This is a genomic window from Streptomyces sp. NPDC054047 (assembly GCF_055585065.1).
This window is the reverse complement of sequence record NZ_JBVJKV010000018.1, coordinates 31,513-45,987: the sequence shown is the minus strand read 5'-3', so window position 1 is coordinate 45,987 and position 14,475 is coordinate 31,513. Positions and strand designations below refer to the sequence as shown.

Genomic DNA, 14,475 nt, shown 5'->3' with positions numbered 1-14,475 from the left:
TCGCGTACCGCGCGACGCGCAAGCGGCGGGCGCGCACCGGACCATGCCTGTGGCCCGCCTTGCGGCGGGGTACGGCGGGCGCCTCAGCGTGCCGCCGCCCGGCGCAGTACGTCGGACGCGGCGCCGCCGGTGCGCGGTGGCGGTGGATCGGCTACGGCGAAGGCCTCGGGGCTCGAGCCGGAACTGGGCCGACGGCCGCCACGGCCCTCGCCCAGCACCTGCCAGCCGTCACGGGTCAGCGTGATGTAGGCACCGCACCGCAGCCCGTGCAGTGTGCAGGCGTCCCGCAGCCCCCACATCCACGCCCCGTCCTCCTGCGTCCAACGCGCGTCACCGTCACGGCAGTAGAGCAGGACGGCGGTGCGCACCGGGGTGCGGCGCCGCAGGTCGTGCGGGATGACCCGGCGCAGCTGCGCGAGCAGCGCGTTGCGGAAGACCCAGCCGTCCGCGGCACTCGGCCGCCGGGTGAACGAAGCGCTCGCCCGGAGCCGTTCCTCCGAATCGAGCACGGCGACGACCGCTGTCGCGGGCGTCGGACGATGCCGGGCATGCAGGCCGCTGACGACCTCACGCGGATTGCGCAGCAGGGGAATTCCCGCGGCTGACCACTCCGCGGGCTCGAGCATCCGGGCCAGTCGGTTGGCGGAATCGGCGGACATCTCAGCCGACGTCGAAGACTCCGACATCGATGCCGCAGCGGACGGAGCGAATCCGAAGGTCACGGTCCTCCCTTCGGCTACGCGCCCAGAGGGCGGGGTCGGACTGGGGGAGCGCACCGCGGCACAGAACTGCCGGGCCACGGGGAGCCGCGCGGGGAGCAGTGCCAATTCTTCCCGTCGCACCGCCTTGCGGCAACGAGCAATTGGAGCCGCCGACCGGTATCTGGTGATGCGCCGCCTATATCCCTGCCCACGGCGCCCCGCATCGACGCCTGCGTCAGCCTTGCACGGCCAGGACCAGCGGCAACACCCCCTTGGCTCCCGCCCGGCGGAGCATGCGCGCGGCCACCGCCAGGGTCCAGCCACTGTCTGTCTGATCGTCGACGAGCAGAACGGGACCGCCCGCCTCCTGGAGCGCCGCGGCGAGTTCCGCCGGCACCGTCAGGGTTCCGTCGAGGGCACGCAGTCGCTGGGCGCTGTTGGTCCTCGGCACGTGTGCCGCATCGGCTCCGGCGGCGTACTCGATGGAGCCGAGGAGCGGAAGGCGGCCGACCTCGGCGATCCGCGCCCCCAGCGACTGGATCAGCTGGGGCCTGGTGTGCGACGACATGGTCACGACGCCGGCCGGCCTCGGCTGGGCGTCGGCACTGCCCGAGGCCCACCCGCCGGGGCCCTTCGCCCAGTCGGTGAGGACGCCGACCACGGCCTTCGCCACGTCGTCGGGCACCGGTCCGTCGGGGGCCTGCGGGGCGAGCATCGGCCGGAGCCGGTTGCCCCACCCGATGTCCGAGAGTCGCCCTAGCGCGCGGCCCTGGGAGGCCTGTTCACCCACGGGGATACGTCCCTTGAGGTCGACGCCGACCGCGGCGAGCCCGGTCGGCCACATCCTCCGGGGTTCCACGTCGACCCCTGCGCGGATCAACTCGCCCTGTGCCGTGTCCAGTGCCCCGGAGGACACGGCGTCGGTGAAACGCGCGCCCGCGCAGTTGTCACAGCGCCCGCAGGGCGCCGCGGCCTCGTCGTCCAGCTGCCGCCGCAGGAACTCCATGCGACAGCCGGTCGTCGTGGCGTAATCACGCATCGCCTGCTGCTCCGTCTGCCGCTGCTTGGCGACCCAGGCATAGCGCTCGGCGTCGTACGCCCAGGGCATTCCCGTGGAGGTCCAGCCGCCCTTGACGCGCCGGACCGCACCGTCCACGTCGAGGACCTTGAGCATCGTCTCGAGCCGTGACCTGCGCAGTTCGACCAGCGGCTCCAGTGCGGGCAGCGACAGCGGCCTGCCCGCCTGCGCCAGCACGTCCAGCGTGCGCCGGACCTGCTCCTCGGGCGGGAAGGCGAGCGAGGCGAAGTAGTTCCAGATCGCCTCGTCCTCCTTGCCCGGAAGAAGCAGCACCTCGGCGTGATCGACACCGCGGCCCGCGCGGCCGACCTGCTGGTAGTACGCGATCGGGGAGGAGGGGGAGCCGAGATGCACCACGAAGCCGAGGTCGGGCTTGTCGAAGCCCATCCCCAGGGCGGAGGTGGCGACCAGGGCCTTCACGCGGTTGGCGAGCAGATCCTCCTCGGCCTGCTGGCGGTCTGCGTTCTCCGTCTTTCCGGTGTACGAGGTGACGGTGTGCCCGCACTGCCGCAGGAAAGCGGTGATCTCCTCGGCGGCGGCGACGGTGAGCGTATAGATGATCCCCGAGCCCGGCAGCTCGTGCAGGTGGTCGGCGAGCCAGGCCAACCGGTGCGCGGCGTTGGGGAGTTGGAGCACGTTCAGGCTCAGGCTCTCCCGGTCGAGGGCCCCGCGCAGCACGAGCGCGTCCGAGCTGCCGCCGGTGCCCAGCTGCTCGGCCACGTCGGCCGTCACGCGCGCGTTGGCCGTGGCGGTGGTGGCCAGGACGGGCACGCCCGGCGGCAGGTCGGCGAGCATGGTGCGCAGCCGGCGGTAGTCGGGCCGGAAGTCATGGCCCCAGTCGGAGATGCAGTGCGCCTCGTCGACCACGAGCAGGCCCGTGGCCGCGGCGAGCTTGGGCAGCACCTGGTCGCGGAAGTCCGGGTTGTTCAGCCGCTCCGGACTGACGAGGAGGACGTCCACGTCGCCGGAGGCTACCTCGGCCTGGATGGTCTCCCATTCCTCCGTGTTGGAGGAGTTGATCGTGCGGGCGCTGATGCCGGCTCGCGCCGCCGCCTCGACCTGGTTGCGCATGAGCGCGAGCAGCGGGGAGACGATCACGGTGGGTCCGCTGCCCCGCTCCCGCAGCAGCGCGGTCGCGACGAAGTACACGGCGGACTTTCCCCAGCCCGTGCGCTGCACGACGAGCGCCCGGCGCTTGTCGGCGACCAGCGCTTCGATCGCGCGCCACTGGTCCTCGCGCAGCCGTGGACCGTCCGACGGTGGCACGTCGCCGCTTGCGGGCGCGGGGCCGCCGACGAGGCGGGCGAGTACGGAATCGGCCGCCGTGCGCAGATCTTCGTTGCTCATGCCCCCATGCAACCTGATGGGTCTGACATTAGGCGAACGAGTCGGCCGTGCTGTGGATAACTCTTGGCGTGCTCCTGATCGTAGTTATCCACAGGGCAAACCGGAATCTGGTGATCCGCGGGAGAGTCGGCGCATGGCGAACCACAGCGAACAAAACGACCCGACCGACTCCATCGGCTCCACCGACCCCACCCCTCCGATCGAGCCCATCGACCCCACCAGCCCCACAGCTCCGATCGATTCCATCGAGCGCGTCGATCCCATCGACGAGCCGCTGGTCACCCTGCGCACCCCGGCCGAACTCGCGGATGCTCTGCCGTACTTGCTCGGGTTCCGGCCCGAGGAGAGCGTCGTCCTCATCGCTCTGCACGGCGAGCGGGGGCGGTTCGGCGGGCGGGTGCGCCTCGGTATTCCCGGACGCGCGGAGGACTGGCCACCCATCGCGGAGCAGCTCGCCCAGTGCCTGGTGGGCGGCTGCGAGCGGCGCGGAGCCCGGCCCGACGGCATTGTCGCCTTCCTGTGCGCGGAGCCCGTCGGCGCCGAATCCGGGCGGCAGGTCATGGAGCGCCTTCGACCGCTGGCACAAGTGCTCCGCACCGCCTGCGGGAGCCTCGACGTGCCGGTGCTTGAGGTCGTCTGCATCTCGGCGGGGCGCTTTTGGACCTACTGCTGTCCGAACCAGGAGTGCTGCCCGCCGGAGGGCGTTCCGCTGCTGCGGCCCGGTACGTCGGTCCTGGCCGCGGCCACGGCCTACGCCGGTGTGCAGGTGGGCGTCACGCCGCGCGAGATGCGAGCGCGCCTCACTCCGTGGGAATCCGCCGCCGCGAAGGATCAGGAGGCGGCTCTCGACGCGGCGGGCATGGCGATCGTGCGCCGGATCCTGATGGAGGACGGGCACGCCGAGGTGGCCGCCGACACGCTCGACCTGGCCCGCAGGATCATGGCGCGGATGACTGCCGCGCCGCCGGTCAGCGACAGGCTGGAGGCGGATCTCCAGGACGACGAACTCCTCGCGCACGACGATGCGGCGGCGCTGATCCTCGGCCTGCAGGACCGTACGACGCGTGATCAGGCGGCGGAATGGATGGAGGGCGACATCGCGGCACCAGCGCTTCGCCTCTGGAGGGCCCTGGCCCGTCGCTGCGTCGGCGCCTACGGAGAGCACGCCGCGGCGCCGCTGTCCCTGGCGGGCTGGGTCGCGTGGTCCCTCGGTGACACCACGGAAGGCCAGGAAGCCCTGGACATGGCGCTGTGCGCCGATCCCCGCTACACCTTCGCGCAACTCCTGCACCATGCCTGCACCGGCGACCTGGACCCCGAGCCGATCCGTCGCTGCTTGCGCAGGGAGCGAACTGACCGCAGCGTGACGACCCTTCAGCCCGAACTGCCGCTCCCCACGGAGCCCGCGGAAGCCGCATCGGAGCCGGCGGGAATCGCTCCGCGTCGCCGCCGCCCCGTACGCCAGAAGGATGGCACTGGTTCTCGGGCCACCGACAGGCCGGCCACGGGGCCGCAGAACCGCCGTCGCACCATCCGGCGCGCAGCGAGGAACGACACATGAACGAACGACGCATGAACGCGGGAGCCCGGCACCGGGGGACTGGGGCGAGCCGAGCGCCCACCGGGGTGCCGTACGGGAAAGACGGGGGCCGGCCGGGTGGCTTCCCGCCCCGCGGGCGTGACTTGGGGCGGGGCAGGTCCGTTCACCTGAGTGGCGGTACCCGTGCCTGGGTCGAGCCGCCGTACGACCTCCGACTCCCCGCAGCGCGGACAGCGCAGAAGAGGCCGCCTCATGCCCCTGCCCGCCCCGTCTCCTGTCTCCGGCAGGGAGGGTCCCCAGCGACCCACCCCGACCCCACCACGCCTGCCGGGTGGGCAGTCCCCGGCAGCCGTGCCGCGTCGCCCCGCACAGCTGCCGCCCGCGCACGCCACGCTGATCTGTGTCGCCATGCCCGCGCTGGCGATCTCCACGGATCAGGGGCAGCTGACCGGCCGAGGTCTCGAGGGGTTCTACCGCGCGGGGCGCAGGCTGCTGTCCCGCTGCGAGGTGCGGGTGGCGGGGCGCGAGCCGATCGCCGTGCAGGCACGGATGCTCTCGGCGGACCGTGCCCGCTTCGTCGCGACGCTGCGTCCGTCCGCCGATGGCGGCCCGGATCCGGACGTGGTCGTCGAGCGGACCCGGTACGCGGACGGTACGGAGCGGATCGTCCTGCGCAGCGCCGCAGGCCGCCCCCTGAGGTTCCCCGTGGAGGTGTCGCTCGGGACGGATCTGGCGGAGCTCGGTGCGGTCGCGTCCGGCAACACCGGGCCCGAACTGCCCGCCAGTGTGCACGACTCGGGCATGCGCTGGTCCTCGCCGTCGGGGCACTGTGTGGTCACCGCGCACCCCGCTCCCGCGGACGCGCTGGCCTCCGCCGGGCTGCTGCGCTGGGAGGTGGAGCTCCCACCGGGCGGCACCTGGAGCCTGGAGCTGCGGGTGCGGCCGGAGGGGGCGGGGCCGGTGCGGGCGGTCGGGCTCGGGGCGTCGCTCTCCCTCGCCCCGGCGCGAGCCGTCGGCGACGATCCCAGGGTCCGGACCCTGCTGGACCGGTCCGTGGAGGATCTTCAGGCGTTGCTGCTGCGGGACCCCGAGCATCCGACCGACGTCCACCTGGCCGCGGGGGCGCCATGGCGCTGCGGTCTCGCTCCGGCCGAAGCCCTCGCGGCCGCCCGGATGGCGCTGCCGCTCGGCACGCGGGTCGCGGTGGGGACGTTGCGTACGCTCGCCCGTCGCCAACTCGTGGGCAAGGGACCGCGGGCGGGCATGATCCCCGGGCCGTTGCGCAACACGGGACCGCATCTGCCGCCCGGCTGCACGGGCATCGAGGCGACACTGCTCTTCCCGGTTCTGCTGACGGAGGCGTGGCGTTGGGGGCTGCCGGCGCAGGAGACGGAGGAGTTGCTGCCGGCGGCCGAGCGCTGCCTGCGCTGGCTGCTGGCGGCGGCCGGCGACGGAGGACGCCTGCCGGACCCGTATCCGGACGGCCCCGCGCGCTGCGAGACGCAGGCCCATGCCCATCGGGCCGCGCTGCTCGGCGCCGACCTGCTCGACGCACACGGCCGTCCGGGCGGTACCGACCTGCGGCAGTGGGCGGAGCGGCTGCGGTCCACGTTCCGGAAGGATTTCTGGGTGGAGGACCGCACGGGTGGTCGGCCCGCCGCGGCCTGCCTGGCCGACGGCCGCCCCGTGCCCTTCCTCACCGGCGGTGCCGCCCACCTCCTCGACACGGGTCTCCTCGGTTCGGGGGCGCTCGCACCAGGACTGCTCGACAAGGTGCAGACCGAGCAGCTCGCCCGGCTCCTCGGCGGACCCGCCATGGACTCGGGGTGGGGATTGCGGAGCCTGGGCGTCAAGGAGGCCGCGTACAACCCTTTCGGACATCGTGGCGGAGCCGTCCGTGTCCACGAGACGGCGGTCGCCGTCTCGGGTCTGGCCGCCGCCGGCTACGAGAAAGAGGCGAGTGCGCTGCTGCGGGGAGTGATGGCCGCGGCCGAGACGTTCGGCTACCGGCTGCCGGAGATGTACGCGGGGGAGCAGCGCACGGAGGACGGCGCTCCGTTGCCGCACCCCGCCGCCTGCCGCCCGGCGGCCACCGCCGCGGCCGCCGGGGTGCAGCTCCTCACGGCGCTCGCCGGGATCCGGCCGGACGCCCCGTCGGGCACGGTGACGCTGAGACCCGTCCGCTGCGCGCCTCTGGGGGAGCTGGGACTGACGGCGCTGCGCGTCGCCGGAGCCCCGTTCTCCGTCCGTGTCAGCAGGCTCGGCCTCGCCATGGTCGAGGAGGCGGCCGACGGGCTGCAGCTGGGGGTGTGACCCACGGGAGGAGGACCGGTGGTGGGTGTGGCCTGAACCTGACGCGGGGCCTGGTGAATCGAGCCGGGATCGGATGCCGGAGGAGCTGTTTATCGTCAGGCAGACGACTATGATCGCGGCATGTCGCCCTACGACCCGTCGGCCTTCCCGCCCTTTGCTGTCACCGTCGATCTGGTCGTGCTCACCGTGCGCCGCCACGCGCTCTGCGCGCTTGCGGTCCGCCGGGGTGAGCCGCCGTTCCAGGGCCGTTGGGCGCTCCCCGGCGGCTTCGTGCGCGACGACGAGGATCTGTCGGCGGCCGCCGCCCGGGAGCTGGTCGAGGAGACGGGGCTGTGCGCGCATTCTCCGGACACTCCCGTTCAGGTGAACGGCGCGCACCTGGAGCAGCTTGCCACCTACGGAGACCCCAAGCGCGATCCGCGGATGCGGGTCGTCAGCGTCGCCCACTTGGCGCTCGCCCCCGATCTGCCCGCACCGCGGGCCGGCGGTGATGCGAACAGCGCGCGCTGGGCGCCGGTCGACGCACTGCTCAACCAGGGTGGGTACGGCCGAGAGGGCGAGCAGGCGGCGCCGCTGGCCTTCGACCACGTGCAGATCCTGGCGGACGGCGTGGAGCGTGCCCGCTCGAAGATCGAGTACTCCTCGTTGGCGACGGCCTTCTGTCCGCCGGAGTTCACCGTCGGTGAGCTGCGCCGGGTGTACGAGGCCGTGTGGGGCGTCGTGCTCGACCCGCGCAACTTCCACCGCAAGGTGACCGGCACGCCGGGCTTCCTCGTCCCCACCGGCGGTACGACCACCCGCCAGGGCGGCCGCCCCGCCCAGCTCTTCCGCGCGGGCGGCGCGACGCTGCTCAACCCGCCCATGCTGCGCCCCGAGGTCTGAGGCCTCCGCCACGGGTCACGCGCTGGTCACCTGTCGGTCCGGCCCGCGTGATGGACACCCGCGGCCCACACCCTGACCGAAATGACGGAAATATCGCGTTATCTTGCTGAAGTACCCACGGGGTTCGTCCGTCCCCGACCCGGCGGACGAGCTCTGGCCGCCGAGCGGTCGCACATCCCGCGAGAGAAGCGATGATCCAGGCCATCGGACTGACAAGCAATCCCCGCCAGGAGCTGCCGCCTGCCGTCGACGACGTGTCCTTCGAGGCGCGAACAGGCCGTGTCACGGCGCTGCTCGGCGCGCAGGGCGCCGGCAAGACGACGGCGCTCAGGCTCATGCTCGAAATCCAACAGGGCCGAGGAGTCACCTACTTCAGAGGGCGTCCGCTGCACCGCATCGCCCACCCGTCGCGCGAGGTCGGCGTCCTTCTGGGCGAAGTCCCGGGACACCCCGGCCGCACGGTCCGCGGCCAGCTGCGCATGCTGTGCGCCGCCGCCGGTGTGCCCGTCCAGCGCGCCGACGACGTACTCGAAGTCGTCGGTCTCGTCAGCCTCCGTGATCAGCGGCTCGGCACGCTCTCGCGTGGCATGGACCGCCGCCTCGGACTGGCCTGCGCGCTGCTCGCCGACCCCCACACGCTCGTCCTCGACGGTCCCGCCGAGGGCCTCTCGGCCCGGGAGGGCGGGTGGCTGCACGGAATTCTGCGCGCGCACGCCGCCCAGGGGGGAACCGTCCTGTTCTCCACGGCCGACGCCAAGGAGGCCGCACGGACCGCCGACCGGGTCGTCACGCTGGAGGCGGGCCGCCTGGTCGCCGACCAGGAAGCCGGGGACTTCGCCCGCACTCGGCTGCGCCCCCGGGTCGCGGTGCGCAGTCCGCACGCGGCACGTCTCGGCGCGCTGCTGTCCAAGGAGGCCCGTGCCGGGCAACGCTCCCTCGAGGTGGTGAAAGAGGACGGCAACCGGCTTTCGGTGTACGGCAGCAATTGCGCCGACGTCGGAGAAACGGCGTTCCGCCACGGAATTCTCGTCCATCAACTCGCCGATGAAATCGGGGATGCGGGGCCTGCCGCCGTTGTCGAGGAGTCGACGCCCTCTCCCGCGCCTGTTCCCGAATCCTTGCCCGAACCCGGGATCGAAGCCTCTGGTGAGGAGCTGGCAGTGACGGGCGACGCGCTGCCCGAAGCCGAGCCCGAAGCCGGGCCCGAATCCGTGGCCACGACCAAGAACCTGATTCCGCTCGCCAGCACAGACCTGCTCGCCCCCCCGGACCCGGTCGCCATCACCGCACCGCGGCCTCCGGTGGCTCCGTCCCCCTTGCCGCCCCCCATCTCGATCCGACCCGCACGCAGCCCCCTGCGCCCCCTGCGCTACGAGCTGCGCCGCGCCGCCGGTGTCGGCACCGGCTACCTCACCACGGCCGCCGTACTCGCGGTCTCCGCCGTCCTCTGCGTCTTCCTCGCCAGGAGCGGTCACACGCCGCAGCCGCTCCTGCTGGCCGCCTGGCCCCAGGAACTCCCCCTGCCGCCCGCGGCGCTTGGCGCCGGGCTGCTCGGCGCTCTCGCCTTCGGTGAGGAGTTCCGCCACCCCGCCCTCGCCGCCGACCGGGGCACCGTCCCCCGCCGCCTGGGGCTGCTCTGCGCCAAGTTGCTCGTGGCGGCGGGCACCGCGCTCCTGCTGAGCCTGCTCGTCCTGGCCTCCGACGCCGCGCTGCTCCACCTGGTATACGGAGACGAGCTGGCGAAGGTTCCCGCTGACTGGCTTTCGCTGAGCGCGAGTTGGGTCGCCCTGGTGGCGGGTTGCGCCTGGGCCGGAGTGCTCGCCGCGGGCGTCTTCCGGTCCACGACCGCCGGTCTCGCCGCGGTTCTGGCGGTTCCGATCGTCGTCGTACCCCTCGTACAGAAGGCCTTGGAGGGACCGTCTGTGCGATCGGCGGCGGGGCTGCCGGGAAGGCTGCGCGACCTCGCGCTGGTGCAGTGGCCCTTCGGCGTCGAGCGATATCTGGCCGGCGGAGTCCGCATGGTCGCCCAACCTGTGGGCAGTGCACTGATGTTGTCGCTGACCGCTCTGCTCTGCGCATATCTGCTCACGGGGATGCGCAGCAGGACCCGATAGCGACCGTCCGGCGCTTCTGTTTCCGTGCTGCGCACAACTCCCCGGAGAACGCCCATTTCTTTCCGATAAGGCGTCAATTGCGGCGGGGTAAGCGATCACCCTTTCGTGTGCTTTTCACCAAAGACCTCAAGGGGCTTGGGAGCTACGCCGACAAAGGTTCCGTGAGTACCCTTGCGCACACCATGATGACCGCCGCCCGCTCCGCAGACTCCGGCCTCGCCGGCCCGGGCGAACTCGACCGCTACCCCTACGCAGAGGCCCCTGGTGCCGACCGCGTCGTCACGTCCGCGTGGGACAGCGCCGACCAGGACCTCGGCCGCGTCGGCCGCCGCTCCGCAGGCAGCCGCGGCCGCGGCCTGCACGGCCAACTCGTCCAGCAGCTCGGCCAGATGATCGTCTCCGGCGACCTGGGCGCCGACCGCCCGCTGGTCCCCGAGGAGATCGGCCAGCGTTTCGAGGTCTCCCGCACCGTCGTCCGCGAATCGCTGCGCGTACTTGAGGCCAAGGGCCTGGTCAGCGCCAGGCCCAATGTCGGTACGCGCGTGCGGCCCGTCAGCGACTGGAACCTGCTGGACCCGGACATCATCGAGTGGCGCGCGTTCGGGCCGCAGCGCGACGACCAGCGCCGTGAACTCGGTGAGCTGCGCTGGACGATCGAGCCCCTCGCCGCCCGGCTCGCCGCGGGCCACGGCCGCGAGGAGGTGCAGCAGCGGCTCGCCGACATGGTCGAGATCATGGGCCACTCCCTGAGCCAGGGCGACGGGATTACCTTCTCCCGCGCCGACGCGGAGTTCCACTCGCTGCTCATCCAGCTCGCGAGCAACCGCATGCTGGAGCACCTGTCCGGCATCGTCTCGGCCGCACTCCAGGTCTCGGGCGGCCCGATCACGGGCTGCGACCGTCCCACCGAGGCGTCCCTGGTCCACCACTCGCGCATCGTCGACGCCCTCGGTGCGGGCGACGGCCCCGGAGCCGAGGCCGCCATGCGGCAGCTGCTCACCGTCCACCCGGAGGTGGAGCGCGTCGTGCCCGCCCCCCGCGAGCACTGACGGACCGGTTCTGCGTCCGTACGGCCGTCTCATGCGCCTCGCGGCCCGACCTCATCACTCCGTTGGCGCGGTACCGTCGCCGGGCCTCTGCGGGTTCCTCGGGGATCCGTCAGGGACCCGGCGGCGCGGTCTTTGCCGTCCAGGGGGCCGTCAGAGCCTGGATCTGGACGCTTCTGACCGCATCTGGCCGCTTTTGAGCGCTTACGGGGTGTGACTCGGGCCACGTAGATTGGGCGTAACGCTCGTCGGGGCAGCGCGATGACCTAAGAGGTGATAGCCGAGGAGGGAATACAGCAGTCGTCCGCGACGCTGTGTAGCTCCCCGGCCCCGCCTGCGCCGTCGGCCCATCCCCAGTCGTCGGTCGTCGGTCCTGGTCCACAATGGACGGGGCCGGAAGCCGTTTTCCAACGTTCCGAGAGGTTGTTCGTGTCGGCCAGCACATCCCGTACGCTCCCGCCGGAGATCGCCGAATCCGTCTCTGTCATGGCGCTCATCGAGCGGGGAAAGGCTGATGGGCAGATCGCCGGCGATGACGTGCGTCGTGCCTTCGAAGCTGACCAGATTCCGGCCACCCAGTGGAAGAACGTTCTGCGCAGCCTCAACCAGATCCTCGAGGAAGAGGGTGTGACGCTGATGGTCAGTGCCGCGGAGCCGAAGCGCCCCCGCAAGAGCGTCGCAGCGAAGAGCCCGGCCAAGCGCACCGCGACCAAGACCGTCGCGGTCAAGACGGCCACGGCGAAGCAGGCCGCCGCGACCGCCGCCCCCGAGGCGTCGGCCGCAGATGTCGCAGCTGAGGACGCGCCCGCGAAGAAGGTCGCAGCCAAGAAGACGACGGCAAAGAAGGCCGTCGCCAAGAAGACCGTCGCCAAGAAGGCGACGGCGAAGAAGACGTCCAAGCAGGACGACGAGATGGTGGACGACGAGGCCACCGAGGAGACGCCCGCCAAGGGCAAGCCCGGTGAGGGCGAGTCCGCGGAAGAGGGTCCCCAGGCAGGCTTCGTACTGTCCGACGAGGACGAGGACGACGCCCCGGCCCAGCAGGTCGCCGCGGCCGGTGCCACCGCCGACCCCGTCAAGGACTACCTGAAGCAGATCGGCAAGGTCCCGCTGCTCAACGCGGAGCAGGAGGTCGAGCTCGCCAAGCGCATCGAGGCCGGCCTGTTCGCCGAGGACAAGCTGGCGAACGCCGACAAGCTCGCGCCGAAGCTCAAGCGCGAGCTGGAGATCATCGCCGAGGACGGGCGCCGCGCCAAGAACCACCTCCTGGAGGCCAACCTCCGTCTGGTGGTCTCCCTGGCCAAGCGCTACACCGGCCGCGGCATGCTCTTCCTGGACCTCATCCAGGAGGGCAACCTCGGTCTGATCCGCGCGGTCGAGAAGTTCGATTACACCAAGGGCTACAAGTTCTCCACGTACGCCACCTGGTGGATCCGTCAGGCGATCACCCGCGCGATGGCCGACCAGGCCCGCACCATCCGTATCCCGGTGCACATGGTCGAGGTCATCAACAAGCTCGCGCGCGTGCAGCGCCAGATGCTCCAGGACCTGGGCCGTGAGCCCACCCCGGAGGAGCTGGCCAAGGAACTCGACATGACCCCGGAGAAGGTCATCGAGGTCCAGAAGTACGGCCGTGAGCCGATCTCCCTCCACACCCCTCTGGGTGAGGACGGCGACAGCGAGTTCGGTGACCTCATCGAGGACTCCGAGGCGGTCGTTCCGGCCGACGCGGTCAGCTTCACGCTCCTCCAGGAGCAGCTGCACTCGGTGCTGGACACCCTGTCCGAGCGTGAGGCGGGCGTGGTCTCCATGCGCTTCGGTCTCACCGACGGCCAGCCGAAGACCCTCGACGAGATCGGCAAGGTCTACGGAGTGACGCGTGAGCGCATCCGTCAGATCGAGTCGAAGACGATGTCGAAGCTGCGTCACCCGTCGCGTTCGCAGGTCCTGCGCGACTACCTCGACTAGTCACCAGCGCTCCACAAGGAAGACCCGAAGCCTCGTACGAGGCTTCGGGTCTTCTGTTTGTCCGATCTGTTCGCCCCGGCGCGGACGCGCGTGGCGCGGGTGCGGGGTGTGCCGCACTGGATCACTGTGGGTGTGCCATGGCAACCCAGAGTGAGGAGATCGCATGCCTCGTCCTTTCGCCCGAACATTCACGGCGGCATTGGCCCTTGTCGCCCCGGTGGCGGCGCTGCCACTGGCCTCTCCGGCCCCCGCGGCGGCCGACAGCGTCGTCATCGGGGGCAGGCCGGTCCGGGTGGCGGACAGCCCCTGGGTGGTGGCGCTGTCGAGCCGTGACCGGTTCGGGGGTACGCGCTCGGGACAGTTCTGCGGAGGAGTGGTGGTCGGGCGCACGACGGTCCTCACCGCGGCGCACTGTCTGGGCGAGGAAGTCCTCGGAGTGAAGCTGCGCGAGATGAGTGACCTGAAGGTGATCGCGGGTCGGGAGGATCTGGGGACGTCTCAGGGCCGTGAGATCCCGGTGCGCGAGTCGACGGTCAATCCCGAGTACGACAGCTTCTCTAACTCCGGGGACGTCGCGGTGCTGTCGCTGGCGAGCCCGCTTCCGGCGAGCTACGCGATCCCCATGGCCGGGGAGGGCGACCAGGCGTACGAGCCCGGCACGCCCGCGGCCGTCTACGGGTGGGGTGACACGACGGGATCGGGTGATTACGCCCGCACGTTGCGCGCCGCGCAGGTGCGCGTACTGCCTGATGCGACGTGCGAGGAGGCCTACCCGGGCAATTCTGACGGAACGTACACGGCCGCATCCATGCTGTGCGCGGGGGAACTTGGGGGCGGCCGTGACGCGTGCCAGGGGGACAGTGGCGGCCCGCTCGTCGCGCGAGGGCGGCTGATCGGCCTGGTGTCGTGGGGAAGCGGCTGCGGGCGGGCCGGGAGTCCCGGGGTCTACACGCGGATCTCGGGCGTCGCGCGGGACATGCCGCTGGGCGGCTGAGAGCGGGGGAGTTGCCCCCTCGGGGGGTGTGGAGTGCCGCGAGGGACCGCCGAGGAGGTGCCTGGGCGCCCGTGTAACGCGAGCGGGCGGCCGTCCCTGGGGTTGGCAGGGTCGGCCGCCCGGTCACCGGCCTGGCGTGCGCCGGATGGCTCGTCGTGGGTGCGAGGTGTCAGCGATCCTCGTCGGTGGTCTCCGGGACGGCCGTCAGCCGCTCCGTCTCGTCCTGTATCTCAGCGGCGATCTTCTTGAGTTCCGGCTCGAACTTGCGGCCGTGGTGGGCGCAGAAGAGCAGTTCACCGCCGCTCAACAGGACGACGCGCAGGTAAGCCTGGGCGCCGCAGCGGTCGCAGCGATCAGCGGCCGTCAGGGGGCTCGCGGGGGTCAGAACAGTAGTCACGTCGCCTCTTCTCTAGCTCGACGAGCTGTCGTACCAGGGTCAACATCCAACCAGGCCGAAAACGTTCCCGCTCGTGGCTTTTCCTCGAAGTTTTT

General features: G+C 71.6%; 10 protein-coding genes. 7 read left to right on the top strand and 3 right to left on the bottom strand.

Annotated features, from left to right (window positions below; genetic code table 11):
• Window positions 1-83: 83 nt before the first annotated feature.
• Entirely contained in the window at window positions 84-722 is a 639-nt protein-coding gene (locus ACZ6ZP_RS40975) for a hypothetical protein (RefSeq protein ID WP_469410424.1), read from the bottom strand.
• Window positions 723-936: 214 nt separating this feature from the next.
• Window positions 937-3,126 (bottom strand): RecQ family ATP-dependent DNA helicase, encoded by a 2,190-nt coding sequence (locus ACZ6ZP_RS40970; RefSeq protein ID WP_469410423.1) that lies wholly within the window; start codon window positions 3,124-3,126, stop codon window positions 937-939.
• Between the two features lie 133 nt (window positions 3,127-3,259).
• On the opposite strand from ACZ6ZP_RS40970, the gene ACZ6ZP_RS40965 reads away from it, so the two are divergent.
• The 7 genes from ACZ6ZP_RS40965 to ACZ6ZP_RS40935 all read left to right on the top strand — a co-directional run bounded on the left by ACZ6ZP_RS40965 (window position 3,260) and on the right by ACZ6ZP_RS40935 (window position 13,983).
• Window positions 3,260-4,687: a DUF4192 domain-containing protein gene (locus ACZ6ZP_RS40965; RefSeq protein WP_469410422.1), complete on the top strand. Its 1,428-nt coding sequence runs from the start codon at window positions 3,260-3,262 to the stop codon at window positions 4,685-4,687.
• A gap of 387 nt (window positions 4,688-5,074) precedes the next feature.
• Window positions 5,075-6,979: a glycogen debranching N-terminal domain-containing protein gene (locus ACZ6ZP_RS40960; protein ID WP_469410444.1), complete on the top strand. Its 1,905-nt coding sequence runs from the start codon at window positions 5,075-5,077 to the stop codon at window positions 6,977-6,979.
• A 120-nt stretch (window positions 6,980-7,099) separates the two neighbouring features.
• Entirely contained in the window at window positions 7,100-7,861 is a 762-nt protein-coding gene (locus tag ACZ6ZP_RS40955; protein WP_351173673.1) for an NUDIX hydrolase, read from the top strand.
• Window positions 7,862-8,052: 191 nt separating this feature from the next.
• Window positions 8,053-9,975 carry an ABC transporter ATP-binding protein gene (locus tag ACZ6ZP_RS40950; protein ID WP_469410421.1) on the top strand — a complete coding sequence of 641 codons (1,923 nt, stop codon included), beginning with the start codon at window positions 8,053-8,055 and terminating at the stop codon, window positions 9,973-9,975.
• 161 nt (window positions 9,976-10,136) lie between these two features.
• Window positions 10,137-11,024: a FadR/GntR family transcriptional regulator gene (locus ACZ6ZP_RS40945; protein WP_361468234.1), complete on the top strand. Its 888-nt coding sequence runs from the start codon at window positions 10,137-10,139 to the stop codon at window positions 11,022-11,024.
• Between the two features lie 420 nt (window positions 11,025-11,444).
• Window positions 11,445-12,989, top strand: a complete 1,545-nt coding sequence (locus ACZ6ZP_RS40940) for an RNA polymerase sigma factor (protein ID WP_469410420.1) — start codon at window positions 11,445-11,447, stop codon at window positions 12,987-12,989.
• Between the two features lie 163 nt (window positions 12,990-13,152).
• Window positions 13,153-13,983: a serine protease gene (locus ACZ6ZP_RS40935; protein WP_469410419.1), complete on the top strand. Its 831-nt coding sequence runs from the start codon at window positions 13,153-13,155 to the stop codon at window positions 13,981-13,983.
• 169 nt (window positions 13,984-14,152) lie between these two features.
• Here ACZ6ZP_RS40935 and ACZ6ZP_RS40930 read toward each other — a convergent pair whose 3' ends face one another.
• Window positions 14,153-14,380, bottom strand: coding sequence for a DUF7455 domain-containing protein (locus tag ACZ6ZP_RS40930; RefSeq protein ID WP_351173659.1), 228 nt, complete (start codon window positions 14,378-14,380; stop codon window positions 14,153-14,155).
• Window positions 14,381-14,475: the final 95 nt, after the last annotated feature.